At 72.4% G+C, this 24,269-nt stretch carries 20 protein-coding genes and 1 pseudogene; 12 read left to right on the top strand and 9 right to left on the bottom strand.

Annotated elements, in window-relative coordinates; all coding sequences use genetic code 11:
* The first annotated feature begins 66 nt into the window (after window positions 1–66).
* Window positions 67–2,676, top strand: coding sequence for an aminopeptidase N (gene pepN / locus GPA10_RS06835; RefSeq protein ID WP_343040458.1), 2,610 nt, complete (start codon window positions 67–69; stop codon window positions 2,674–2,676).
* A 357-nt stretch (window positions 2,677–3,033) separates the two neighbouring features.
* On the opposite strand, the gene GPA10_RS06840 is transcribed toward pepN, so the two are convergent.
* From GPA10_RS06840 to GPA10_RS06850, 3 genes are all read right to left on the bottom strand, one after another.
* A complete protein-coding gene (locus GPA10_RS06840; protein WP_157164717.1) occupies window positions 3,034–3,990 on the bottom strand; it encodes a LysR family transcriptional regulator in 957 nt (318 codons plus the stop codon).
* An 82-nt stretch (window positions 3,991–4,072) separates the two neighbouring features.
* Window positions 4,073–5,008 (bottom strand): DMT family transporter, encoded by a 936-nt coding sequence (locus tag GPA10_RS06845; protein WP_246258929.1) that lies wholly within the window; start codon window positions 5,006–5,008, stop codon window positions 4,073–4,075.
* Window positions 5,009–5,181: 173 nt separating this feature from the next.
* Window positions 5,182–6,123 carry an EamA family transporter gene (locus GPA10_RS06850; protein ID WP_157164718.1) on the bottom strand — a complete coding sequence of 314 codons (942 nt, stop codon included), beginning with the start codon at window positions 6,121–6,123 and terminating at the stop codon, window positions 5,182–5,184.
* Window positions 6,124–6,241: 118 nt separating this feature from the next.
* Between GPA10_RS06850 and GPA10_RS06855 the strand changes: the two genes are divergently transcribed.
* Window positions 6,242–6,775 carry a MarR family winged helix-turn-helix transcriptional regulator gene (locus GPA10_RS06855; RefSeq protein WP_157164719.1) on the top strand — a complete coding sequence of 178 codons (534 nt, stop codon included), beginning with the start codon at window positions 6,242–6,244 and terminating at the stop codon, window positions 6,773–6,775.
* Window positions 6,776–6,885: 110 nt separating this feature from the next.
* Here the strand turns inward: GPA10_RS06855 and GPA10_RS06860 are convergent, their stop codons facing one another.
* Genes GPA10_RS06860 through GPA10_RS06870 form a run of 3 tightly spaced genes read right to left on the bottom strand, consistent with a single transcriptional unit; the run spans window position 6,886 to window position 9,644 of the window.
* Window positions 6,886–7,128 (bottom strand): hypothetical protein, encoded by a 243-nt coding sequence (locus GPA10_RS06860; protein WP_058851018.1) that lies wholly within the window; start codon window positions 7,126–7,128, stop codon window positions 6,886–6,888.
* Window positions 7,129–7,187: 59 nt separating this feature from the next.
* Window positions 7,188–9,407, bottom strand: a complete 2,220-nt coding sequence (malQ, locus tag GPA10_RS06865; RefSeq protein ID WP_157164720.1) for a 4-alpha-glucanotransferase — start codon at window positions 9,405–9,407, stop codon at window positions 7,188–7,190.
* Window positions 9,408–9,644, bottom strand: a complete 237-nt coding sequence (locus GPA10_RS06870; RefSeq protein ID WP_157164721.1) for a hypothetical protein — start codon at window positions 9,642–9,644, stop codon at window positions 9,408–9,410. It lies immediately after the preceding gene.
* A 476-nt stretch (window positions 9,645–10,120) separates the two neighbouring features.
* On the opposite strand from GPA10_RS06870, the pseudogene GPA10_RS43960 reads away from it, so the two are divergent.
* Both GPA10_RS43960 and GPA10_RS43965 read left to right on the top strand, forming a co-directional pair.
* Window positions 10,121–11,872 (top strand): annotated as a pseudogene (locus tag GPA10_RS43960) (glycoside hydrolase family 84 protein); the annotation flags it as partial.
* Between the two features lie 798 nt (window positions 11,873–12,670).
* On the top strand, window positions 12,671–13,093 hold the full coding sequence (locus GPA10_RS43965; RefSeq protein WP_425505694.1) for a discoidin domain-containing protein: 423 nt from the start codon (window positions 12,671–12,673) through the stop codon (window positions 13,091–13,093).
* A 123-nt stretch (window positions 13,094–13,216) separates the two neighbouring features.
* Here the strand turns inward: GPA10_RS43965 and GPA10_RS06880 are convergent, their stop codons facing one another.
* Window positions 13,217–13,753: an HNH endonuclease gene (locus tag GPA10_RS06880; protein ID WP_058851022.1), complete on the bottom strand. Its 537-nt coding sequence runs from the start codon at window positions 13,751–13,753 to the stop codon at window positions 13,217–13,219.
* Between the two features lie 267 nt (window positions 13,754–14,020).
* Here GPA10_RS06880 and GPA10_RS06885 point away from each other — a divergent pair, with 267 nt between their 5' ends.
* Entirely contained in the window at window positions 14,021–15,118 is a 1,098-nt protein-coding gene (locus GPA10_RS06885; protein WP_343040459.1) for a mechanosensitive ion channel family protein, read from the top strand.
* Window positions 15,119–15,154: 36 nt separating this feature from the next.
* Here GPA10_RS06885 and GPA10_RS06890 read toward each other — a convergent pair whose 3' ends face one another.
* Window positions 15,155–15,724 (bottom strand): Uma2 family endonuclease, encoded by a 570-nt coding sequence (locus tag GPA10_RS06890; RefSeq protein ID WP_157164931.1) that lies wholly within the window; start codon window positions 15,722–15,724, stop codon window positions 15,155–15,157.
* A gap of 20 nt (window positions 15,725–15,744) precedes the next feature.
* Window positions 15,745–16,167, bottom strand: a complete 423-nt coding sequence (locus GPA10_RS06895; protein ID WP_058851025.1) for an ATP-binding protein — start codon at window positions 16,165–16,167, stop codon at window positions 15,745–15,747.
* A 179-nt stretch (window positions 16,168–16,346) separates the two neighbouring features.
* On the opposite strand from GPA10_RS06895, the gene GPA10_RS06900 reads away from it, so the two are divergent.
* The 7 genes from GPA10_RS06900 (at window position 16,347) to GPA10_RS06930 (ending at window position 24,268) form a co-directional block, all read left to right on the top strand.
* Window positions 16,347–17,228 (top strand): helix-turn-helix domain-containing protein, encoded by an 882-nt coding sequence (locus GPA10_RS06900; protein WP_343040462.1) that lies wholly within the window; start codon window positions 16,347–16,349, stop codon window positions 17,226–17,228.
* 3 nt (window positions 17,229–17,231) lie between these two features.
* Window positions 17,232–17,411, top strand: coding sequence for a DUF397 domain-containing protein (locus GPA10_RS06905; RefSeq protein WP_157164722.1), 180 nt, complete (start codon window positions 17,232–17,234; stop codon window positions 17,409–17,411).
* Window positions 17,412–17,628: 217 nt separating this feature from the next.
* On the top strand, window positions 17,629–19,518 hold the full coding sequence (locus tag GPA10_RS06910) for an ATP-binding cassette domain-containing protein (protein ID WP_157164723.1): 1,890 nt from the start codon (window positions 17,629–17,631) through the stop codon (window positions 19,516–19,518).
* 299 nt (window positions 19,519–19,817) lie between these two features.
* Window positions 19,818–20,936: an ROK family transcriptional regulator gene (locus tag GPA10_RS06915; RefSeq protein ID WP_246258882.1), complete on the top strand. Its 1,119-nt coding sequence runs from the start codon at window positions 19,818–19,820 to the stop codon at window positions 20,934–20,936.
* Between the two features lie 105 nt (window positions 20,937–21,041).
* Window positions 21,042–22,394, top strand: a complete 1,353-nt coding sequence (locus GPA10_RS06920; protein ID WP_157164725.1) for an ABC transporter substrate-binding protein — start codon at window positions 21,042–21,044, stop codon at window positions 22,392–22,394.
* 13 nt (window positions 22,395–22,407) lie between these two features.
* Window positions 22,408–23,343 (top strand): carbohydrate ABC transporter permease, encoded by a 936-nt coding sequence (locus tag GPA10_RS06925; protein ID WP_058851031.1) that lies wholly within the window; start codon window positions 22,408–22,410, stop codon window positions 23,341–23,343.
* Window positions 23,344–23,350: 7 nt separating this feature from the next.
* Complete coding sequence (locus GPA10_RS06930; RefSeq protein ID WP_058851032.1) at window positions 23,351–24,268, top strand: carbohydrate ABC transporter permease; 918 nt, start codon at window positions 23,351–23,353, stop codon at window positions 24,266–24,268.
* Window position 24,269: the final 1 nt, after the last annotated feature.

Genomic DNA, 24,269 nt, shown 5'->3' on the forward strand with positions numbered 1-24,269 from the left:
CGCCACGTGCAAGGATGGCGAGAAACATCGCAGAAACCACGCAAGTCGTACCGAGGAGATGACCGCGTGCCCGGCACCAATCTGACCCGCGAAGAGGCGCAGCAGCGGGCGAAGCTGCTCACCGTTGACTCGTACGAGATCGATCTCGACCTCTCCGGAGCGCAGGGAGGGGGTACCTCCCGCTCGAACGGAGCCGAGAGTGGGGGAGGGACATACCGGTCGGTGACCACGGTCCGCTTCGAGAGCGCGGAGGCGAACGCCGAGACCTTCATCGATCTCGTCGCCCCCGCCGTCCACGAGGTCGTCCTGAACGGACACTCCGTGGACGTCGCCGCGGCGTTCCGCGATTCGCGCATCACGCTGAAGCACCTGCGCGAGGGCGCCAACGAACTCAAGGTCGTCGCCGACTGCGAGTACACCAACACCGGCGAGGGCCTGCACCGCTTCGTCGACCCCGTCGACCAGCAGGCCTACCTCTACACCCAGTTCGAGGTCCCGGACGCGCGCCGGGTGTTCGCCTCGTTCGAGCAGCCGGACCTGAAGGCCACGTTCCAGTTCACCGTGAAGGCGCCGAGCGGCTGGACGGTGGTCTCGAACTCGCCGACGCCCGAGCCCTCCGGCCCCGGGGGCGACGTGTGGGTCTTCGAGCCCACGCCGCGCATCTCGACGTACATCACGGCCCTGATCGTCGGCCCGTACCACTCGGTGCACTCCTCGTACGAGAAGGACGGGCAGAGCGTGCCGCTCGGCATCTACTGCCGTCCCTCCCTCGCGGAGCACCTGGACGCGGACGCGATCTTCGAGGTCACCCGGCAGGGCTTCGACTGGTTCCAGGAGAAGTTCGACTACGCCTACCCGTTCGCGAAGTACGACCAGCTCTTCGTGCCGGAGTTCAACGCGGGCGCGATGGAGAACGCGGGCGCGGTGACGATCCGCGACCAGTACGTGTTCCGCTCCAAGGTCACCGACGCCGCGTACGAGACGCGCGCCGAGACGATCCTGCACGAGCTGGCGCACATGTGGTTCGGCGACCTCGTGACGATGGAGTGGTGGAACGACCTCTGGCTGAACGAGTCGTTCGCCACCTACACCTCCATCGCCTGCCAGGCGTACGCGCCCGGTTCGCGCTGGCCGCACTCCTGGACCACGTTCGCCAACTCCATGAAGACGTGGGCCTACCGGCAGGACCAGCTGCCGTCCACGCACCCGATCATGGCGGACATCCGCGACCTGGACGACGTCCTCGTCAACTTCGACGGCATCACGTACGCCAAGGGCGCGAGCGTCCTGAAGCAGCTCGTCGCCTACGTCGGCATGGACGAGTTCTTCAACGGCGTGCAGGCCTACTTCAAGCGGCACGCCTTCGGCAACACCCGGCTGAGCGACCTCCTCGGCGCCCTGGAGGAGACCAGCGGCCGGGACCTGAAGACCTGGTCGAAGAAGTGGCTGGAGACCGCCGGCATCAACGTCCTGCGGCCGGTCGTGGACGTCGACTCGGCGGGCGTCATCACCTCCTTCGCGGTCAAGCAGGACGCCCCTGAGCTGCCCGCGGGCGCCCAGGGCGAGCCGACGCTGCGCCCGCACCGCATCGCGATCGGCCTGTACGACCTGGACGCCGCGACCGGCAAGCTGGTGCGCACCGACCGCGTCGAGCTGGACGTGGACGGCGAACTGACGGCGGTGGAGGCGCTGGTGGGGCGTGCCAGGCCCGCGGTGATCCTGTTGAATGACGACGACCTGTCGTACGCGAAGGTCCGCCTGGACGCGGACTCCCTCGCCTTCGTCACCGAGCACCTCGGCGACTTCGAGGCCTCGCTGCCGCGGGCGCTGTGCTGGGCGTCGGCGTGGGACATGACGCGCGACGCGGAGCTGCCGACGCGGGACTACCTCTCCCTCGTCCTCTCCGGCATCGGCAAGGAGTCCGACATCGGTGTCGTGCAGTCGCTGCACCGCCAGGTGAAGCTCGCACTCGACCTGTACGCGGCCCCCGCGCACCGCGAGGAGCTGCTCGCGCGCTGGACCGCGGCGACCCTGGAGCAGCTGCGGGCCGCCGCGCCCGGCAGCGACCACCAGCTCGCCTGGGCGCGGGCGTTCGCGGCCACCGCCCGCTCGGAGTCCGACCTGGCGCTGCTCGAAGCCCTCCTCGACGGTTCCGATTCGGTGGCGGGGCTTGCCGTGGACACCGAGCTGCGGTGGGCGTTCGTGGCGCGGCTCGCGGCGACCGGGCGGCTCGACGAGGACGGGATCGCGGCGGAGTTCGAGCGGGACCGGACGGCCGCGGGTGAGCGGCACGCCGCGGCGGCTCGGGCCGCGCGGCCGACCGCCGCGGCCAAGGCCGAGGCCTGGGCCTCCGTCGTGGAGTCCGACAAGCTGCCCAACGCCGTGCAGGAAGCGGTGATCTCCGGCTTCGTCCAGACCGACCAGCGGGAGCTGCTCGCGTCGTACACGCAGAAGTACTTCGACGCCGTGAAGGGTGTCTGGGAGTCGCGTTCCCACGAGATGGCGCAGCAGATCGTGGTGGGGCTCTACCCCGCGCTCCAGGTGTCCTCGGGGACGCTGGACGCGACGGACGGGTGGCTCAAGGCCTCGGAGCCCCCCGCCGCCTTGCGGCGACTCATCACTGAGTCGCGCGCCGGGGTGGAGCGGGCCCTGCGGGCCCGGGCCGCCGACGCCTGACCCTTCCAGGTCCGCCTGGCCCGCCCCGGTTCGCCCGGGGCCGTCCGAGTCCACCCGGTCCGTCTGGGTGCCGGGTCCCTTCCTGACCCGCCGCTCCGCGCCGGATGCCTCCCACCCACCCGCCCGTTGCCCCGCACATACCGGTGCGGGGGGGCGGGTGGGGTCGCCGTTCCCCGGCAGCAGCCCCCCGCTGTGGGCAACTGGCCCGCCAGGGGCGGAACGGGTGGGCACAGCCCGTGTACCGGGGGCCGGTTCAGCCGGGGAGAGGGGCCACCCCCGGCAGCGGTCCCCCCGCTGTGGGCAACTGGTCCGCCAGGGGCGGAACGGGTGGGCACAGCCCATGTGCCGGGGGCCGGTTCAGCCGGGGGGAGGGGTCGCCTCGCGCAGGGCGCCCAGCACCCGGGCAAGAGCCGGAGCCCCCTCCGCCCCCCGGCGCACCGCAGCGACGACATGGCGCCGGGGCCGCCCGGCCCCGAGGTCCCGCATCACCACGCCCGGAGGGCGCATGGCCCCCGCCCCGGCGGCGAGCCGGGGCACTAGAGCCACCCCCATCCCCGCCTCCACCATCGCCAGAATGGCCCCCCACCCGGCCGCACTGTGGGCGGCTTCGGGCACGAACCCCGCCGCCTCGCACGCGGCCAGCGTGATCTCCGACCAGGGCCCGGACCCCCCGAAGATCCACGCCTCCCCGGCCAGCTCGGCCAGGCTCACCCCGGGCGCGGAGGCCAGCGGATGCTCCGCGGGCAGGGCGACGTCCAGCGGGTCGGCGCACAGCGTCACCCGCGTGAACCGCCCGTCCCGCCCCCGCCCCGACGCCTCCCGCGGAGCCCCCGGAGCCCGCGGAGCCCGCGGAGCCCGCGCCGCCAAGGACAACGCCAGGTCCACCTCCCCCGAGGCCAGCAACTCGTACGCCTCGCCCGCCTCGGCCTCCCGTACCCGCACCCGCACCCCGGGGTGCGCGGCCCGCAGGGCCCGTACCGCGGGCACCACCAGGGCGGGCACCGCCGTGGAGAACGCCCCCACCCGCACCTCCCCGGCCTCCCCCTGGGCATAGGCGGCCAACTCCGCGTCCGCCCGCTCCAGTTGGGCGAAGACGGCGTCGGCGTGCCGGAGCAGGAGCCGGGCGGCGGCGGTGAGGCGGACCCTCCTGCCGTGTGCTTCGAGGAGCGGCACGCCCACCTGCTTGGCGAGGTTGGACAGTTGCTGGGACACCGCCGAGGGGGTCATGAGCAGGGCGTGGGCGGTCGCCGTGACGGTCCCGCGCGCGTCCAGGGTGCGCAGGATGTGCAGCTTCTTGATGTCCCACTCGGTCATGGCGCGCCCCACTCGTTCCTGGCATGCCCCGTCCATGGCATGTCCCACTCGGTCACGGCGCCAACGTATCCGCCGCCCGCGGTCACTTCCGCGTCGCCGACCCGAGCACCACCCCGGTCAGGATGAGGCCCATGCACACCACCTGGAGCCACCCCATGCCCTCGCCGAGCAGCGCGAAGGACAGCAGGGCCACGCACACCGGCTGGAGGTAGTAGACGACGCCCGCGCGGGCCGCGCCGACGAGGGAGATCGCCCGGTTCCAGGCGAAGAAGGCCACCGCCGACGACACCACGCCCACGTACAGGAGCGGCGGGACCGTCGCGGCCGTCGGTTCGAAGCCGCCCTGGAGGCCAAGGCTCACCAGGAACACGGGCAGCAGCATCAGGGCGCCCAGGACGAAGGTCGCGAAGAGGAACGGGAGGCCGGAGATCTCCGCGGGCTTGCGGCGCAGCAGGGCGCTGTAGGAGCCGAAGGCGAGCGCGCCGCCGATCACCCAGAGGTCGCCGGCCGCCAGATCCATGGCGAGGGAGCCGCCGCTGACCAGGAGCAGCACCCCGACGCAGGCGACGAGCATGCCCGCGACGCGCCGCGCTCCGAGGCGGGCCCCGCCGAGTCGTTCGTACACCGCCATCAGGACCGGCGAGGCCGCCATGATCATGCCCATGTTGCCCGCCGTGGTCGTCACTCCGGCCTGGTTGACGAGGGTGTTGTAGACGGTGACACCGAGCAGGGACGCGGCGAGCAGGAAGCGCAGATGGCGGCGGAGCAGGGCGCGCTGCCGCCAGGCGCGGCGGGCGGCGAAGGGGGCGACGGCCACGATCGCGATGATCCAGCGCCAGAACGCGTGCTGGACGGGCGGGACGCTGTCGGCGAGGGCCCGCGAGGTGACGAAGCTCCCCGACCAGACGACGGTGGCGAGCGCGGCGAGCGCGAGCCCGAACCCGAGCCCGCGCCCCCGGGCGACCCCCGCGCCCTTCCCGGCCCGCGCCCCCGTCGCCGTCTCCGCCGTCTCCGTCATCGCCGCCGTCGCCGCGGTCGCCGCGGTCGCCGTCCTCGCCGCAGCCGCCGCCGCGGCCGTCGCCGCCGTAGATCCTGTGTCCGCGCCGCTGCGCTCCAGGACGGTCGCCACTGCTCCCCCTTGTCTCTCCCCCGTCCGCGTGCTGCGTCAGGGGCCCGGTTGTCTCTGCCGGACTACCGTCGCACCGCCGCATTCTCCAGGTCCACCGAAACTTTTCGCTCAGTCTTTGAAGCTGAACTGAATGTTTCGGGGTCTGTCGCGGGCCGCCCCGGGCGCAGTTGCCCGAACACCGTCGCCGCGAAGGCCAAGGCCATGCCCCCCAGCTGCACCGCCGTCAGCGCCTGACCCAGCGCCGCCCAGCCGATGACCGCCGCCGTCAGGGGCGAGAGCGGGCCGAGCAGGCTGGCCTGGGTCGCGCTGAGGCTGCCGATGCCCCGGAACCACAGCCAGTACGCGACCGCCGTACCGGCCAGGGACAGGTAGACGTAGCCCGCGACGTTCCGGCCGTCGAGGGCGGGCGGCGCGCCCTCGACGAGGAGCGCCACCGGGGCGATGAGCAGGCCGCCCGCCGTCAGTTGCCAGCCGGTGAGCGCGAGCGGGCCCACGCCGTCCGGGCGGCCCCACCGCTTGGTGAGGACGGTTCCTGTCGACATCGACGCCGTCGACCCGACCGCCGCGAGCAGGCCGACCGCGTCGAGGGCCCCGGCGGCCCTGAGGACGACCAGGCTGACGCCGAGGGCCGCGGCGGCGCCGGTGAGCAGGGTGCGCGGGCTCGGCCGGTCGGCGAGGAGCAGCGCCGAGAGCCCGGCGACGAACAGCGGGCCGACGGAGCCGACGACCGCGGCCATGCCGCCGGGCAGCCGGTAGGCCGAGAGGAAGAGCAGCGGGAAGAAGGCGCCGATGTTCAGCGCCCCGAGGACAAGGGATTTCCACCACCACTCCCCTCTAGGCAGCCGTCTCGCGATGAGGAGCAGCAGCAGCCCCGCGGGCAGGGCCCGCATCAGGCCCGTGAACAGGGGCCGGTCGGCCGGCAGGAACTCGGTCGTGACGGCGTAGGTGGAACCCCAGGTCAGCGGGGCGTAGGCGGTGAGCAGGATCGCGGTGGCGCGCTTCATGACGTACGGCTCCCGAGGAATCGCGGCAAGTGGCTCGACAGGAAGTAGCTTAGCCCTAAGCTACTTTCCGTCAAGCTACTTACTTGTGAGCATCCAATGGGCGCGGGATACTTCTGCCATGGACATCGAGAACGGGGCGAGCGGTCCGCCCGACGCCGTCGACGCGATCATCGAGCAGTGGGCCGCGGTCCGGCCCGACCTGGAGACCACTCCCATGGAGGTCTTCGGCCGCGTCCACCGCATCACGCAGGCGATGGGCGACCGCGTGGAACAGGCGTACCGCCGGCTCGGCACCAGCCGCGGGGAGTTCGACGTGCTCGCCACGCTGCGCCGCTCCGGGGAGCCGTACACGCTCTCACCGCGGCGGCTGTCCTCGACGCTGATGCTGACCACGGGCGGCATGACGGGGCGGCTCGACAAGCTGGAGCGGGCGGGACTCCTTCGCCGCTCCCCCGACCCGCACGACCGGCGGGCGCTCCAGGTGACGCTGACCGAGGAGGGCCTGGCCCTGGTCGAGCGGGCGGTGGCGGCGGGCCTGGAGGAGCAGCGCGCGGCGCTCACGTCCGCGGGCCTCGACACGGCGGAGACGGCCCAACTGGCCGCCTTGCTGCGGAGGCTGCTCGCGGGTTCCCGCCCGGAGGACGGCGCCTGAACAACACGCCGAGGGCGCCCCTCGGCCGCACGCGCGGACGACTGCGTCTGCGTTCGCGACCGGGGAGCGCCCTCGGCAGAAAGACTGAGAGCTGGAACGGACCGGTGCCGTCAGCCCTGCTTCTGCTGCTTGCGGGACTTGTCCCCGACCATCACCAGACCGGCGATCACCAGGAACAGCACGATCGGCGCGGCCACGTACAGGCCGAGCGTCTCCATCACGCTCAGGCCGGAGCCCGGGTCGTCGCCGTCGTCGCGGTGGAGCGACGCGGCCGCGGGGGACGTCATGAGCAGCATCATCAGCGTCGTACCGGCAGCCAGGGCACCGGCGCGCAGGGCGTTCTTCTTGTCCACGGTGCCAAAGTAGCGAACGGCTCCGCGGGCCGCGCGCCCGGGGTGCCGTACGGGGTGTCTCAGCCCGTACCGCCCCCGGGGCGCGGATGCGGGCGGAACACCTCCATGAGGGCGTGCAGGCGCGGCGCGGCGGCGAGTTCCTCCAGGGTGACGGGGCGGCCGGTGGCGTCGGCGACGGGCAGCCGCCAGTTGGGGTACTGGTCCCAGGTGCCGGGCAGGTTCTGCGGGCGGCGGTCGCCGACGGTGTCCGGCAGCCAGATCCCGACCATGCGGGCGGGCGTCGCGAGCAGGAACCGGTGCACGGCCCTGACCGCGTCCTCCTCGTCCCCCGCGCCGCCCGGCAGCATGCCGAGCCGGGCGAGCAGCGCGAGCCAGGTGTGCACGTCGGCGGCGGCCTCGGCGCGTTCGGCGGCCTGCGGCCGGGTCAGCAGGCCGAGGTCGTGGCGGAGGCGGACGTGATCGCCCGTCATGCGGGCGGCCGTGGACGGCAGGTCGTGGGTGGTGGCCGTGGCCAGGCAGTCGGCGCGCCACTGGGCGGGCGGCAGCGGCAGGCCCGAGCCCTCCCAGTCGCGCTCGAACCACAGTACGGACGTGCCGAGCACCCCGCGTTCGCGCAGCGCGTCGCGCACGCCCGGCTCGACCGTGCCGAGGTCCTCGCCGATGACGAGGGCGTCCGCGCGGTGTGCCTCAAGGACGAGGACGGCCAGCATGGCCTCGGCGTCGTAGCGCACGTACGTACCCTCCACGGGGGTGCGTCCCCGCGGCACCCACCAGAGCCGGAAGAGGCCCATGACGTGGTCGATGCGCACCGCGCCCGCGTGCCGCAGCGTGGCCCGCACCAGCTCCCGGAACGGGGCGTAGCCGGACGCGGCGAGCCGGTCCGGGCGCCACGGCGGGAGCCCCCAGTCCTGCCCGAGTTCGTTGAAGGCGTCCGGTGGCGCGCCCGCTGACATGCCGGTGGCGAAGTACCGCTGCTGCGCCCAGGCGTCCGCGCCGTCCGGGTGCACGCCGACGGCCAGGTCGTGGATGAGGCCGACGCTCATCCCGGCGTCGTGCGCGGCCCGCTGGGCGGCGGCGAGCTGCTCGTCGGTGAGCCAGGCGAGGCGTTCGTGGAAGTCGACGCGGTCCATGGCCTCCGTGCGGGCGCGGGCGGTCTCGGGGGACGCCGGGTCGCGCAGGGGCGCGGGCCAGGTGTGCCAGTCGGGGCCGTACCGCTCGGCGAGCGCGCACCAGGTGGCGTGGTCCTCCAGGGCCTGGCCGCGCTCGGCGAGGAAGTCGCTGTAGCCCGCGCATCTGCCGGGCCCGAGCGGCACGCCGCGGATCAGTTCCAGGGCGGCCGACTTGAGCTCCCAGACGGCGTCGCGGTCGATGAGGCCGTTCTCGTGCAGGACGGACCCGCGCAGCGTCGCCGCCTGATCGAGGAAGAGGCCCGCGCGCTCCCGGGCCTCGCCGCGCAGCCCGGCGAACTCCGGTACGTCCGGGACGCGCAGGTGCACGGGGTCGGGGAAGCGGCGCGACGAGGGGCGGTACGGGGAGGGGTCACCGGCGCCGCCTGGGGGCTTGGGCACAGCCGAGTGCAACGGGTTCACCTGGACGAAGCCGGCCCCCAGCGCCCGCCCCGACCACGACGCCAGCTCGGCGAGGTCACCGAGGTCCCCCATGCCCCAGGAGTGGCGGCTCAGAAGGGAGTAGAGCTGCACGAGAAAGCCGTACGTGCGCGGCGGCGGCGCGGGGGCCCGGCGCGGGGCGACGATCAGATGGGCGTCGGCGGTGGCGCCGTCGGGGGTGACGGCGCGGAGGCGGTGGATTCCCAGGGGGATTGCCGAGGGCGTTCCCGAGGGGGCTCCCAGGGGGAGATGGGCGGCTGAGGGCGGCTGCGCGGAGGCCAGGGGCGGCTGCCCGGGGACGGGCGTGGCGGTCTCGACCCGGTCCCCGGCCTCCGTCTCGACGGTGACGCGGGTGCCCGCGGGGAGGTCGGTGAGAACGGCCAGGGAGGCGAGGGAGGCGAGGGCCGCCTCGGGGCCGGGGGCGGGGCCCTTGCCGTCGGGGGCAGGCCGCCCCTCGGCCCACAGGACGACGGTCGGGGGCAGCAACCGCTCCCGCAGCGCCCCCTCGCGGGCCGCCACCGCGTCCCGCACCGCCTCGGGAGTGCTCGCGTCGACACCGAGCGCGGCGAGGACCGCGACGACCGCGGCCTCGGATGCCTGGACCGTGCGGTCCGGGGACGGTGAGTAGGAGGTGGCCACGCCGTACAGGGCGGCCAGCCTGGCAAGGGTCATCTAGACCCCCATGGGGTCCACGCCCGCGGCCGTGCCCGTGGAGGTCGGCTCGCTGGTCAGGGGGGCGGCGTCCATCAGGGACGGCTCGCTGGTGAGCGGGGCGGCGTCGGCGAGCGGCGGCTCGCTGGTGAGGGGCAGCTCCAGACAGCCGCAGGAGCAGGACCCGTCGAGGCCGGAGTCGGGGTGCGAGACCTGTTTGGACAGGGCGGACAGGAGGAGATTCGCGGAAGCGGGCATGAGGTGCTCCTTGGTCGCGGATACCGGTGCGAAAGCCCTACCCACTGCGATGGGGGGCATCCGTATACCGTCCGGGAACGTGGCGCTGGTCACAAACAGGCCTTCCGCCCAGGGTGCCGGACCGCCCGCCTCCGCGCAGAGGCATGCGGGGACACGCATGGATGTGCGGGGTCGCGCGTTGACACGTTCCCGGTGCGGGTGGTGGGCTTTCTGAGCTGTGCGTGACACCGCATCACCTCCACGTGACAAGGAGAGCCTGTGCAGCTGCGGCGCGGGAAGGGCGCGGCCGCCGTCGCGCTCGCCGTCATCGCGGGCGCGCTCGGCACCGCGCCGGGCGCCCTCTCCGCACCTCTCCCGCCGGACGGCGGCGCCGCCCCCGCGACGTCACCGGCCGACCGGCGGGCGGGTGAGGCCCCCCTCGTGTCCGGCCCCGGCCGCACTCCCAGGAGCCCACGGGTCCGGGCAGCACCGTCACCGTCGGCGACACCGTCGTCCTCGTCACCGAGGGCACCCCGGACCGGCACGCCGTCGACGCCCTGCGCACCCTGCTCCGGGGTGCGGGGGCCCGCCGGATCACCGAGGTCCCCGCGGACGCGGCGCTGCCCGCGGGCGGTCACCTCGTGATCCGCGTCGGAAGCGGAGGCGAGGACGGGACGGTAGGCAGGAGCGGAAGCGGAGCCGGAAGCGGGAGCGGAAGCGGGAGCGGAAGCGGAGCCGGAAGCGGGGCCGGGGGCGCCGACGCGGCGCTGCGCGCCCTCGGTGAGCGCCCACGCGGTGATCTCCCCGCGGGCGGCTACCGCCTGGCCGTCGGACGGGTCGCGGGGCGCGCCACCGTGGCGCTCGACGGCGTCGGACCGGACGGCCTCTTCCACGCCGTGCAGACGCTGCGGCAGCTCACCGACCCCGGGGCCCGCACGATCCCGGGCGTGCGGGTCCGCGACTGGCCGGCGACGGCGGTGCGCGGCCTGACGGAGGGGTTCTACGGCACCCCGTGGACGCACCGGCAACGCCTCGCGCAGCTCGACTTCATGGGGCGCACGAAGCAGAACCGCTATCTGTACGCGCCGGGCGACGACCTGTACCGGCAGGCGCGCTGGCGCGAGCCCTACCCTGCCGCGCAGCGCGCCCGGTTCCGCGCGCTCGCCGAACGCGCGGCCCGCAACCACGTGACGCTCGCCTGGTCCTTCGCGCCCGGCCAGTCCCTGTGCCTGTCGTCGGAGGAGGACGCCAGGGACCTGAAGCGGAAGGTCGACGCGATGTGGGCGCTCGGCGTGCGGGCGTTCCAGCTCCAGTTCCAGGACGTGAGCTACAGCGAATGGCACTGCGGACGGGACGCGGACACCTTCGGCTCGGGTCCGCGGGCCGCCGCCCGCGCCCAGGCGCGGGTCGCGAACGCCGTCGCCCGGCATCTGTCCGCGCGCCACCCGGGGGCGCCGGCGCTGTCCCTGATGCCCACCGAGTTCTTCCAGGACGGGGCGACGGACTACCGCGCGGCGCTGTCCGCAGCGCTCGACCCCGCCGTCGAGACGGCGTGGTCGGGCGTCGGCGTCGTACCGAGGACCATCACCGGGCGCGAACTCGCGGACGCGCGCTCCGCGTACGGGGACCATCCGCTGGTCACCATGGACAACTACCCGGTGAACGACTTCGCGCCCGACCGGATCTTCCTCGGCCCGTACAGGGGCCGGGAGCCCGCCGTGGCCCAGGGGTCGGCCGCGCTCCTCGCGCAGGCGATGGAGCAGCCCGCGGCGTCGCGCGTCCCGCTGTTCACGGCAGCGGACTTCGCCTGGAACCCCCGCGGTTACCGGCCGGAGGAGTCCTGGCAGGCGGCGCTCGACGAGCTGGCGGGCGGGGACTCCGGGGCCCGCGCCGCGCTCGCCGCCCTCGCGGGCAACGAGGCCTCGTCCGTCCTCGGCGCCGAGGAGTCGGCGTACCTGCGCCCGCTCCTGCGGGAGTTCTGGCGTACCCGTACGACGACGGACCGGCGCCGCGCCGCCGATGCCGCGCACGCCCTGCGGGACGCCTTCCGCGTACTGCGGGACACCCCGGGGACGCTGGCGGCGAGCAGCGTGGACGGGCTCGGCGACCTCGCGGCGGAGGTGCGGCCCTGGTCGGCCCGCCTCGCGCTGTACGGCAGGGCGGGCGCCGCGGCCGTCGACATGCTGGAGGCGACCGGACGGGGCGACGGCGCCGCCGCGTGGCAGGCGGCCCGCACCCTGCGGTCGCTGCGCGCCGAACTGCGGCCCGGCCGCGTGACGGTCGGCAAGGGGGTCCTCGACCCGTTCCTGGAACGTGCGGAGTCGGCGTACGAGAGGTGGGCGGGCCTCGCCGGGGAACACGCGGCGGCGGGCGCGGATGCCGGGACCGGTCGGGACGTGCCGGGCGAGGACGGGGCGAAGGGCGGCCGGGGGCACCACGCGCGGGACGACGGCGCGGTGGCGCGCTGGCGGGACGCCCGGCCGCCGGCAGCCGTGACGGCCCTGACCGACCCCGGCACCCGGGGCGTCCTGGAGGCGCACGAACCCGGCACGGGCTGGCGGCGCCTCGCGCCCCTGGCGGCCTCGGGGTTCACCGAGGTGTCCCGGGGACGGGGACTTGAGGACATCGAGGCCGACGCCGTCCGGGCGGTCGCGGCGGACGGCAGGGTCCGGCACGTCGTGCCGTGGTTCGCGGACGGGCCCGCCGCCCGGTTCGGCCTGGACCGTACGGCGGTGGACGCGGAGATCGGCGGCGGCCCCGAGCGGGTCACGGCGAGGCTGGGGTCGCGCCGCCCCGGCGAGGTGCGGGGCGAGCTGACCGTGGAGGCACCCGCGGGGGTACGGGTGCGCGCCCCGCGGGCGGTGACCCTGCCGCGCGGCACCGAGGTGTCCGTACCGCTGGAGGTGACCGTCCCGCCTGGGACGCGCGCGGGCTCGTACCGGATCACGGTCGGGTTCGCCGCAGAACCGGGCACGGAGAAACGGGTCACGGAGAAACGGGGCGCAGAGAAACGAGGCGCAGAGAAGGGGACGTCGCAAAGGATCACGGTGCGGGCGCACCCCCGGACCGGCGGCCCGGATCTGGCGCGCGGCGCGAAGGCGACGTCGTCGGGCGACGAGACGAAGGACTTCCCCGCGTCGGCGGCACATGACGGCGACGCCACGACCCGCTGGTCCTCGCCCGCCGACGACGGCGCCTGGTGGCAGGCGGAGCTGGCGGAACCGGTGCGGCTCGGGCGGGTAGTGCTGCGCTGGCAGGACGCGTACGCGGCCAGGTACCGCGTCGAGACGTCGGCCGACGGCAGGACCTGGCGCACCGCGGCCGTGGTCCGTGACGGCGGGGGCGGCCGCGAGTCCGTGCGGATGGACGCGCCGGGGACCCGCTTCGTGCGGGTGCGGGGCGAGAAGCGGGCGACCCGTTTCGGGTACTCGCTGTGGTCGGTGGAGGCCTACGCGGTGGCGGAGGACTGAGGTCGCCTCCGGCACCGCGTACACGAGGAGCCGCCTGCGGAGGACGGCCGCGTCGGGCTCCGCGTACTCCGCGTGTTCCGGCGTACTCGGCGCACTCCGCGTACAACAAAGCCCGGATCGTTTCTAGGCGGATATGCCGTCGATCCGGGCCATCGCGTCGTCCGCGCCGAACGGCTGCAAGTACGGCAGCCAGCGCGGGTCCCTATGCCCCGTGCCGATGATGCGCCAGGCCAGGCCCGTGGGTGGGGCGGGCTTGTGGCGCAGGCGCCAGCCGAGTTCGAGCAGGTGCCGGTCGGCCTTGGTGTGGTTGCAGCGGCGGCACGACGCCACCACGTTGTCCCAGACGTGCTGACCGCCGCGGCTGCGCGGGATGACGTGGTCGACGCTGGTTGCGACGCCACCGCAGTACATGCACCGGCCGCCGTCGCGGGCGAACAGGGCACGGCGGGTCAGTGGCACGGGCCCCCGGTAGGGAACCCGCACGAAACGCTTGAGCCGGACCACGCTGGGTGCGGGGATGGTGCAGGTCGCGCTGTGCATGAAGGCGCCGGACTCCTCGAGGCAGAGTGCCTTGTTCTCGAGGACGAGGACGAGCGCGCGGCGGAGCGGTACGACGCCGAGGGGCTCGTACGACGCGTTGAGGACCAGGACATGCGGCACGGATGCCTCCTTGTACGCCGGCGGCGCGTGGCTCGCGCCGGGACGATCTGCGCCCAGTCTCCCCTCATGCCTGGTCGGAACGCCAGCATGAGCCGGTAACGGCCCTGAAGTGTTTTCGACCACACGGCGTCCGGAGGGCCGCTTCCGCCCTGGTGAGCACCGCCTCTCCGTCAAACGTGACAACGATCCCCACACAATGCCCCGTTAGTGTGGTGGGTCTGTCCGGGGCATCTACTGGGCAGGCCGCTATGCCTGGAGGTACCAGCCGTGTTCCTGTCCGTCCTGTCGGCTGCCGGAACGGACCCGGACCCGACGCCATCACCCACGCGCAAACCCGTGACGCTCGACGAGGCGCAGGAGAGCGCCGAGAACGCCGCCAGCTGGGTGGAGCAGAACTGGTCGACGTGGCTCGCGATCGGCCTGCGCATCCTTCTCATCGTCGTGATCGCGATGACGCTGCGGGTCCTGGTGCGCCGCGCCATCACCAAGCTCATAGACCGCATGAACCGCACGGCGCAGGCCGTGGACGGCACGGCGCTCGGCGGACTCCTCGTGAACGTGGAGCGCCGCCGCCAGCGCTCCCAGGCGATCGGTTCCGTGCTCCGCTCGGTGGCGTCGTTCCTGATCCTCGGCACGGCGGCGCTGATGATCCTGGGTACGTTCCAGATCAATCTGGCGCCGCTGCTCGCCTCGGCGGGCGTGGCGGGCGTGGCGATCGGCTTCGGCGCCCGCAACCTCGTGACCGACTTCCTCTCCGGCGTCTTCATGATCCTGGAGGACCAGTACGGGGTCGGTGACTCCATCGACGCCGGGGTGGCCTCCGGCGAGGTCATCGAGGTGGGCCTGCGCGTCACGAAGCTGCGGGGCGACGACGGCGAGATCTGGTACGTCCGCAACGGCGAGGTCAAGCGCATCGGCAACCTCTCCCAGGGCTGGTCCACGGCGGGCGTGGACGTGACCGTCCGCTCGGACGAGGACCTGGACAAGGTCAAGAAGACCCTCGCCGAGGTCGGCGAACGCCTCGGCAAGGACGAGCCCTGGAACGAGCAGCTGTGGGGCCCGGTGGAGGTACTCGGCCTCGACAGCGTCCTCCTGGACCAGATGGTGTTCCGCGTCGTCGCCAAGACCATGCCGGGCAAGTCCCTGGGCGTCGAACGCGAACTCCGCTGGCGCATCAAGCGTGCCTTCGACGCGGAGGGGATCCGCCTGGTGGGCGGCCTCCCCATCGCGGTCGACGGCGGCGTGGTCGCCGCCCCCGACCCGACGGCGGGCATGGCGGCCCCGTCGGCGTACGCGTCGGCGACGTCCCCCCAGTCCCTGGCGGCGTCCCCCATACCGCAGCCCCCGCCGAACCTGTCGAAGTAGGGGCGCGCCCCCGAGCGGGTACGTCGGCTGCGCCGCTCAGCGGGTCCAGGCTTCGAGCGGTCTCGTGTCGAGGGTGATGCCGACAGGGTCGGGCAGGGTGACCTCTCTGCCGAACGGCAGCGTGCACACCCGCTCGTAGCGGACGCCGTCAGGCCGACTGTGCACCTTGACCTCGCAAGCGTCGCGGTCGATGAACAGATGGACCGGGATGCCGGTCTCGGCGTAGGCACGGGGATTCTCCACCAGGTCGCGGTGACCGGTGCCCGAGCCGGAGCCGGAGCCGCACGAGGTGACCTCGACGACCATGAGTACAGGGGTGGGGTCGGCCCACTCGCCCTGCCCCGCGAAGGCGTCGGCGGGGGCCAGTGAGCCGTCGGGGCGGGCGCGGCCCCCCCGACGGCTCTCGATCACCAGCCCCTGGAGGGTGTCGAGCCACAGCTCGGGCCACTGCCGCAAGCAGGTGCGCGTCAACCACTGGAGAACGCACCCCCGGTCGCCGTGCGGCACGGTCTTGACGCCGAGCTGTCCGCGAAGCAGTTCGACGCGTGCTCCTTCCGCGACGCGGGCCGCGTGCAGGGCGATCGCCTCGAACTCGCCGACCCGCATCCGCGCTGGTCCGCCGGCGCTCACCACGTCAGCTCCGCGTACACGGTCTTGCCCACGGCCCTGGGCTCGCAGCCCCAGCGGTCGGCCAGTGCCGCCACCAGGAGGAGTCCGCGCCCGAACTGGTCCGAGAGGGCCGCGAAGCGGGGCTCCGGGAGCCGCTCCCCGCGCGGGTCGGTGACCTCGATGCGGAGGGCGCCCGCGGTGAGGGTGATCCGTACGCGGATCAGGCGGTCCCGGAGGCTGCCGTGCAGCAGGGCGTTGGTCATCAGCTCGGACGTGATCAGTGCGGCGTCCCCCGCGAGGGCGGGGCGGCCCCACTCGCCGACGAGCCGGGCCGTTCTGCGCCGGGCGAGCGAGACGCTGCCCGCCAGGGGGAGGTAGTCGAGCCGGTCCTCGTGGAGCACCGGTTCGGGTGGGGCCGGCGTGGGGGTTTGTTCGGCCATGGACACGCACCTCCTTGTGCGGTCGGAGTCGCGAAACTCCGCCAACTGTCACCGCTGGGTCAGCGGTTGAGCACTGAACGTAGCGATGCAGCCACTCTGCGCGCAATCAACCTCAGGAAGTTCTTCCTGAAAGAGTGAACCTCTCCACCTCCGTAACGGCGGTGGGACACACTGTGACCGTGACGCGATCAACACAGTCCCGACAGGGCCAGGTCTCAACTGTCCTGGCTCGCAGGCTCGGTGGAGAGCTGCTGCGCCTGCGCGACGCAGCGGGAAAGACCCAGCAGCAGGCTGCGGAGTCCATCAACGCGACCGGCACGAAGATCGTGAAGATGGAGCGCGGCTGGGTCCCGATGCGGGACCCGGACATCCGGGTGCTGTGCGAGTTCTATGGGGTCGAGGACCCCAAGGTCCTGGCCAGGCTCTTGGAGTTGGCGAAGCTGGACCGCGAGCGGCGCAAGGCCAAGGGATGGTGGCAGAACATGCCCAGCGACCGCTTCACTGCCGAGTACATCGCCATGGAGGACGTAGCGAGCCATGTCCGCACTTGGCAGTCCGCGCTGATCCCAGGACTCTTTCAGACGCCTGCTTACACCCGCGCTCTCGGCGTGACGGACGCCAGCTGGACGGACCCCGAGGAGATCGAGTTCTGGGTGCAGACCAAGCAGAAGCGTCAGAGGCGGCTGTGGGGCGGGCAGCCCCTCCAGCTCTACGCGGTCGTCTGGGAAGCCGCGCTGCGGCAGCAAATCGGCGGCCCGGACGTCATGCGCGCCCAGCTGGAGCGCGTGCTCGAACTCGCAGAGCTGCCGAACGTACGCCTACAGGTACTTCCGTTCCGTGCCGGCGCGCACCCCTCCAGCACAGGCCCGTTCAGCATCGTTTCCTTTCTGGAGATGGGCGCCCTGGATGTGGTGCAGGCCGACCGCGTGCTGGGAACAGCTTGGGTGGAGAACGAGGCCGAGAGTGCGCTGTACAGCACGCTGTTCGACCGCACGACTCGCCTCAGTCTGGCTCCACACGATTCCCTGGAACTCATTGACAGCCTGCGCAAGGAGATGTGAACCATGCCCGAGTTCAAGTTCACCAAGTCCAGCCGCAGTGAACTCAGGGACGAGTGCGTCGAAGTAGCCCGCAACGTCCCTGGCACCGTCGCCGTCCGCGACTCCAAGGACCCGGCCCCCGACGCCCCCATAGTCCGCCTGGCCCCGACGGCCTGGACACGCTTCACGGCATCGCTGCGCTGAATAAGGTCAGCTCCCTCAGCGAGGTGCAGAACCCTACCGTGGCCGCTTCGGACTTCCGCTAGTCCAGCCGCAGCAGCGAAAGCGGCGAATTGCGTCGAAGTGGCCGTCAACATCCCCGGCACCGTCGCCGTCCGCGACTCAGCTGGGGCGACACCCGGTCCACCACGCGGGCGAGTTCGGCTCAAAAGGCTCCGGCCGTCTCGGCGGACGCACCAGGATGGGGCGGGTGACACAGTCCGCGCCCGGCCCGAAATCCTCCGGTTCCCCGCAGCGGGTCGGCTACCGGAGCGACCCGCACTTCGAGGACATCGCGAACGCCTCCTGGTGGCGGATGGCCGCCCGGCTTCCCCGTACGCTCACCGCCGCGGCTCGCCTCGGCTGGGCCGCCGATCGCCCCGCGATGCTCTGTCTTGGCCTGTGCCAGCTGGTGGTAGCCGTCTCCTCGGCCGTCTCGCTCGGTGCGCTGCCCGGCGCGATGAACCACCTCTTCAGCGGCGGCGCGGTCGCCGACCGGGTGGGCTCCGCGACGCCCGCGCTGATCGTGGTCGCCGTGGCCACGGGGGTGCGGGCCGGGGCCGACGTGCTCGCCGTGTACGCCTCCGCCAGGCTGGCGCCTGAGGTCGCCACCGAGGCGGACCTTCAGATCCTGGCCGCGACCCCGGAGGTGGAGCTGGAGGCGTACGACCGGCCCGGTTTCACCGACCGCCTCCAGGCCGCGGGCAAAGGGGCGGAGGCAACGGAGAACCTGATCGGCGACACCCAGGCGCTGGTTTCCGCGCTCGCCCAGCTCGTCGCCGCCGCCTCGGTTCTGACGGTCCTGCACCCCCTGCTTCTGCCTCTTCTGGTGCTGGCCGTGGTGCCCAAGGGCGCCGCCGCCGTCACCATCGCGCGGATCCAGCACCGGGCGGACCACCAGAACATCTCGGACAACCACCTGCGATACCTGCTCAGGTACTACTCCACCGACCGCCGCACCGCCGCCGAGGTTCGTGCCACCACCATGACGGGCTTCCTGGCCTCCTGGTACCGCCAGATCACGGATCGGATCAAGGCCACCCACCGGGCGGCGGCCCCGCGTGTCCTGCGCGTGACCCTGCTCGGCTCCGCCGCCAGCGGCCTGATGCTCGGCGCGACCTGGGTCGCGCTCGGGTGGCTGGCCGCCACCGGCCGGATGGACCTGGCCGTCGCCGCGACCGCCGTCATCGCGGTTCGAACCTCGACCGGCGCCCTGACCTCCCTGGTCATGGCCGCTGCAAGACTGTTCCGAACGTCGCTGTACCTGGACGACTGGCAGGCGTTCCTGCGCCGGGCGAAGGCCCTGCGCGCCGTACGCGGCACCGCCTTCATCGCGGCCGCCGGGCCCGCCGAGATCCGCGCCGAGAACGTCTCCTACACCTATCCGGGCGCCAAGACCCCGGCGGTCGACGGCGTCAGCCTCACCCTGCGGCGCGGCGAGCTCATCGCGTTGGTGGGCGAGAACGGCTCCGGCAAGACCACGCTCTCCGCGCTGCTGACCGGGCTGCGGGTCGCGACCGGCGGAGGCAGGGTGACCTGGGACGACACCGACCTCACCGAGGCCGACCCGCACAGCGTGTGGGCGCGGGTCGGCCTGGTGCCGCAGGACTACACGCGCTGGCCCATGGACCTGCGCGCCAACATCCACCTCGGCCAGCCCCGCACCGAAGACGACGCCCTCCTCCTGGACGCGGCGAAGGCGGCCGGCGCGGACAGCGTCATCGCGAAGGTCCCGTACGGCCTGGACACCCTCGTGGCGAGTTCGAACTGGGGCGGCACCGACCTGTCCGGCGGGCAGTGGCAGAGAATCGCGGTCGCCAGGGCGTTCTACAGGGACGCCGCGGTGCTGATGCTGGACGAGCCGACGTCCGCGATGGATCCGCGGGCCGAGCATCTGGTGATCCGCCGGTTCAAGGAGCTCGCCGCGGGCAAGGCCGCCGTGTTCGTCACGCACAACATGGAGAACGCCCGCATCGCGGACCGCATCATCGTCCTCGACCAGGGGCGCGTCGCCGAGTCCGACACCTTCGAGGCGCTCCTGGACGCGGGCGGAATCTTCGCCGAGCTGTACAAACTCTCCCAGGACCGGTGAGAAGTCCGATCAGGGCGATCCGCCCTCCACTGACGCCGACAGCATAACGAGCCGACCACATAACGACTTGATAGCCCCCAACCCACCGCCCCTTGACGCCCTCTGCCCAGAGACTTACGTTCCTCGCATCCAATAGGAAGCCTTCCTAACAGTGAAGCGGGGGAGGCGGGCAGCCGAAGGGCAGGTGTCGAACAGCGATGGCAGGATCCACCCCACCCAGCGGGCCCCCCGGCGCGCCGGGAGCTCCGGGAACCCCCGTGTCCCCGGGAACCCCGGGGACACCCCGCGTACTGCGGGCCATGAACGACCGCGCCGCCCTCGACCTCCTCGCCGCCCACGGGCCACTGACCCGTACCCGCATCGGTGAGCTGACGGGGCTGTCGAAGCCGACGACCTCGCAGTTGCTGAGCCGCCTGGAGGCGGGGGGCCTCGTCCGGACCACCGGGAGGCAGAGCGGCAGGCCGGGGCCGAACGCGGCGCTGTACGAGATCGACCCCTCGGTCGGCCACGTGGCGGCGCTGTCGGCGGACCCCTTCGGGCTCAGCGCCCTGGTGGCCGACATCACCGGCCGCGAGGTGGGCCGCTTCCGCATCGAGGCGGACGCGGTCGCCGAGGACGTACGCAACCGCACCGCGCAGCTGGTCGCGGAGGCCGTCGACGGGGCGCTCGCCGAGGCCGGGGGGCTCGGCCACGACGACCTGCGGGCCACCGTCATCGGCACCCCCGGTGCCATCGACCCGCGCACGGGCCAGCTCCGCTACGCCCCGCACCTGCCGGGCTGGCACTCCCGCACGCTCCGCGACGAGCTCGCGGAAGTCCTCGGCACCCCGGTGACCATCGAGAACGACGTGAACCTCGCCGCCATCGCCGAGCAGTACGAGGGCGCCGCCCAGGACCACGACGACTTCGTGCTCGCCTGGCTGGACGAGGGCGTGGGCGCGGCGATCGTGCTGGGCGGGACGCTGCTGCGCGGGGCGACCGGCGGCGCGGGCGAGATCGGCTACATGCCGGTTCCCGGCGCCCCCCTGCTGCGCGGCGCCCCGACCGGCGCCCCCGGCTCGTACCGGGGCGGCTTCGAGAGCCTCGTCGCCGGCGCCGTGATCCGCGAGCGCGCGGGCGGCAAGTCCATCCCCGACGCCCTCGCCGACCCGGCCGTGCTCGACGACCTGGCCCGGCACATCGCCGGCGGCCTCGCCGCCGTCGTCGCGGTCGTCGACCCCGAACTCGTCGTCATGTCCGGCCAGGTGGCCCAGGCGGGCGGCGAGAAGCTGCGGCTGCGCGTCAAGGAGGAGATGACGGGGCTCGCCCTGCCCCGCCCACTGCTCCGGATCAGCGAACTGGATGGCGACCCCATCCTCACCGGCGCGCTCCGCACCGCCCTCACCCAGGCCCGCGACACCCTCTTCGACACGGCCTGAGCGGCCCCCTCCCGGTCCCTGGACACGCCACCCTCCCCCGGTCCCCCGGTCCCTGGACACGTCCCCCTCCCCCGGATACTCCCCCTCCCGCAAAGGAAGTCCGCCATGCCGCGATGGCGCATACGCCGCACCCGCGTGCCCGCCGTGCCGGTCGTGCTGGCCGCCGCCGGACTGCTCCTGTCCGGCTGCGCCAACCCGAGCACCGGCAGTGCCGACGACGACCCCACCAAGCCGGTGACGCTGAAGTTCTGGCACGGCTGGGCGGCGCCCAGCGAGGTCGAGGCGATCAACGACAGCATCGACCGGTTCGAGGAGCAGCACCCGAACATCAAGGTCAAGGCCACCGGCAACGTCACCGACGAGACCATCAACCAGGCCCTCAGGGCGGGCGGCGGCGAGGCCCCCGACGTGGTGACGTCGTTCACCACGAACAACGTCGGCCAGTACTGCGACTCCGGCATGTGGGTGAACCTCGACCCCTTCATGAAGAAGACCGGGCTCGACAAGAAGAAGACGTTCCCCAAGACGCTGCTCGACTACACGAGCTACAAGGGCACCCAGTGCGCGCTGCCGCTCCTCGCCGACGCGTTCGGCATGTACTACAACAAGGACGCCTTCAAGGAGGCGGGCATCGCCCGTCCGCCCCGCACCATGTCGGAGTTCACGGCCGCCGCGAAGAAGCTGACCGTGCGCAAGGGCAAGGACTCGTACCGGCGCGTCGGCTTCATGCCCAACTTCCGGCTCTACCAGAACAGCCCCGACCGGATGTTCGCGCAGTGGAGCCCCCAGTACTTCGGCGCCGACGGCAAGGCCCGCCTCGCCGACGAGCCCGGCTCGTACGAGTTCTTCAAGGCCGCCGGTGAACTGGTGCGGGCCCAGGGCGGCTACGACGCCCTGGAGAAGTTCCGCACCACCTTCGGCGACGAGATGTCCAGCCAGAACGCCTTCCTCACCCAGAAGCTCGCCATGCACCTGGACGGCGAGTGGCGCGGCCTGATGCTGGACGAGGCCAAGGCGAAGTTCGACTGGGGCGTGGCGCCGCTGCCGGTGCCCGACGACCGGGCCGACACCTACGGCAAGGGCTTCATCACGGGCACCGTCGCGGGCATCGCGCACAGCAGCAAGCACCAGAACGCCGCCTGGGAGCTGGTCAGGTTCCTGACAGCCGACACCGACCAGGTCGTCGAGTTCGCCAACGCCATCCACAACGTGCCCTCGACGTTCGAGGCCCTGAAGTCCCCGAAGCTGGACGCCGACCCCAGGTTCCGCACCTTCTTCAAGATCCTGGAGAACCAGTACAGCCAGGCGCTCCCGCCCTCCACCAACGGCGGCGCGTACGTCGTCTCGCTCCAGGACTTCTCGTACGGAGTCGAGGCCGGACGGGTGAAGGACCTGCGCAAGGGCCTGAAGAAGCTCGACGACCAGATCGACGCCGACAACCTCCAGGCAGAGAACTGAGGAGCGCCCCGCCATGGCCCTGTCCCTGTCCACCCCCGCACGCCGCAGACTGCGCGTGCTCGGGTTCCTCTCCCCCTGGCTGATCGGCTTCAGCGTCTTCTTCCTCTATCCGCTGATCGCCACCGTCTACTTCTCGTTCATGCACTACAACCAGATCAAGGAGCCCACCTTCGTGGGCCTGAAGAACTGGCGGTACGTGTTCGAGCAGATGCCGCTGTTCGGCCCCGCCCTGTGGAACACGCTGTGGCTGGTCGTGGTGATGGTGGCGCTGCGCGTGGTCTTCGGGCTCTCGCTCGGGCTGCTCGTGACGAAGCTGAAGAGCGGCGTCGGGTTCTTCCGCACCGCCTTCTACCTGCCCTACCTCGCCCCGCCGGTGGCGGCCACGGTCGCCTTCGTGTTCCTGCTCAACCCCGGCACCGGACCGGTCAACGAGATCCTCTCCAAGATCGGCATCACCGCCCCCACCTGGTTCAACGACCCGACCTGGGCGAAACCGTCCCTCGTGATGCTGTCCCTGTGGGGCATCGGCGACCTGATGGTGATCTTCATGGCGGCGCTGCTCGACGTCCCCAAGGAGCAGTACGAGGCGGCCGACCTGGACGGCGCGGGCGCCTGGGCGAAGTTCCGGTACGTCACCTGGCCCTCGATCACCCCGATCGTGATGTTCGCGGTGGTCACCGGCGTCGTCCAGACCATGCAGTACTACACCCAGGCCCTGGTCGCCGGAAAGATCGCCTCCGGTGTCTCCATCGGCCCCGGCACGGTGATTCAGCCCGGCTATCCGGACCACTCCACCCTCACCGTGCCCCAGCTCGTCTACTCGATGGGCTTCCAGAACTTCAACACCGGTGCGGCGTGCGTGCTCTCGCTCGTGCTCTTCGCCATCGCCATGGCCGTGACGATGCTCCTTATGCGCAAGCGCTCGGGCCTGCTCTCGGCGGAGGACTGATCCCACCATGACTTCCACGACACTCCCCGGCACGCCCGCCGCGCGGGCCGCCACCGCGGCACCCGTCGAGCCGCGCGGCCCCGAGGCCGCCCGCGCCCGCCGCAAGCGCGTCCTGCACTGGATCGCCGTGCACAGCGTCGCCATAGCGGTCGCGCTCCTGTTCGTCCTCCCCTTCGTCTTCGTCTTCCTCACCTCGGTGATGAGCGACTCGCAGGCGATGAGCGGCGACCTGTGGCCGTCCTCCTGGCACTGGGAGAACTACAAGGCCGTCTTCGAGACCGACGGCTTCCTCACCTGGTGGCGCAACTCCCTGATGTACGCGGGCCTCGGCACCCTCTTCACGGTGTGCTCGGCGATCCCCGTCGCCTACGCGCTCGCCAAGTTCCGCTTCCGCGGCCGGCGCACCGCGATGCTGCTCGTCATCTCCACGATGATGCTGCCGCCGCAGGTCATCGTGATCCCGATGTACCTGGTGTGGGCCCAGCAGTTCCACCTGTCGGGCACGCTGTGGCCGCTGATCATCCCGATGGCGTTCGGCGACGCGTACTCGATCTTCCTCCTTCGGCAGTTCCTCCTGACCATCCCCAAGGAGTACATCGAGTCGGCGCGCGTCGACGGCTGCGGCGAGTTCAGGACGCTCCTGACGATCATCGTGCCGATGGCCAAGCCCGGCATCGCGGCGATCGCCCTCTTCCAGTTCTTCTACTGCTGGAACGACTACTTCGGTCCGCAGATCTACGCGGCCCAGGACCCGACGTCCTGGACCCTCAGCTACGGCCTTGAGTCCTTCAAGAGCGCCCACATGGTGAACTGGAACATGACCATGGCGGCGACGCTCCTGGTCATGGCTCCGGTCATCGTCATCTTCTTCTTCGCACAGAAGGCCTTCGTCGAAGGCGTCACCCTCACCGGAGTAAAGGGCTGAT

This window comes from Streptomyces typhae (genome assembly GCF_009755605.1).
Lineage (GTDB): Bacteria > Actinomycetota > Actinomycetes > Streptomycetales > Streptomycetaceae > Streptomyces > Streptomyces typhae.

What these genes read in the sequence shown, in the direction of transcription:
- GPA10_RS06925 (WP_058851031.1), top strand. Translation starts at nt 22,408, where the DNA reads ATGGCCCTGTCCCTGTCCACCCCCGCACGCCGCAGACTGCGCGTGCTC.
- malQ (WP_157164720.1), bottom strand. Translation starts at nt 9,407, where the DNA reads ATGACCCTTGCCAGGCTGGCCGCCCTGTACGGCGTGGCCACCTCCTAC.
- GPA10_RS06840 (WP_157164717.1), bottom strand. Translation starts at nt 3,990, where the DNA reads ATGACCGAGTGGGACATCAAGAAGCTGCACATCCTGCGCACCCTGGAC.
- GPA10_RS06895 (WP_058851025.1), bottom strand. Translation starts at nt 16,167, where the DNA reads ATGGCCGAACAAACCCCCACGCCGGCCCCACCCGAACCGGTGCTCCAC.
- GPA10_RS06905 (WP_157164722.1), top strand. Translation starts at nt 17,232, where the DNA reads ATGCCCGAGTTCAAGTTCACCAAGTCCAGCCGCAGTGAACTCAGGGAC.
- GPA10_RS06855 (WP_157164719.1), top strand. Translation starts at nt 6,242, where the DNA reads ATGGACATCGAGAACGGGGCGAGCGGTCCGCCCGACGCCGTCGACGCG.
- GPA10_RS06920 (WP_157164725.1), top strand. Translation starts at nt 21,042, where the DNA reads ATGCCGCGATGGCGCATACGCCGCACCCGCGTGCCCGCCGTGCCGGTC.
- GPA10_RS06845 (WP_246258929.1), bottom strand. Translation starts at nt 5,008, where the DNA reads ATGACGGAGACGGCGGAGACGGCGACGGGGGCGCGGGCCGGGAAGGGC.
- GPA10_RS06890 (WP_157164931.1), bottom strand. Translation starts at nt 15,724, where the DNA reads ATGCGGGTCGGCGAGTTCGAGGCGATCGCCCTGCACGCGGCCCGCGTC.
- GPA10_RS06850 (WP_157164718.1), bottom strand. Translation starts at nt 6,123, where the DNA reads ATGAAGCGCGCCACCGCGATCCTGCTCACCGCCTACGCCCCGCTGACC.
- GPA10_RS06910 (WP_157164723.1), top strand. Translation starts at nt 17,629, where the DNA reads ATGGGGCGGGTGACACAGTCCGCGCCCGGCCCGAAATCCTCCGGTTCC.
- GPA10_RS06930 (WP_058851032.1), top strand. Translation starts at nt 23,351, where the DNA reads ATGACTTCCACGACACTCCCCGGCACGCCCGCCGCGCGGGCCGCCACC.
- GPA10_RS06870 (WP_157164721.1), bottom strand. Translation starts at nt 9,644, where the DNA reads ATGCCCGCTTCCGCGAATCTCCTCCTGTCCGCCCTGTCCAAACAGGTC.
- GPA10_RS06915 (WP_246258882.1), top strand. Translation starts at nt 19,818, where the DNA reads ATGAACGACCGCGCCGCCCTCGACCTCCTCGCCGCCCACGGGCCACTG.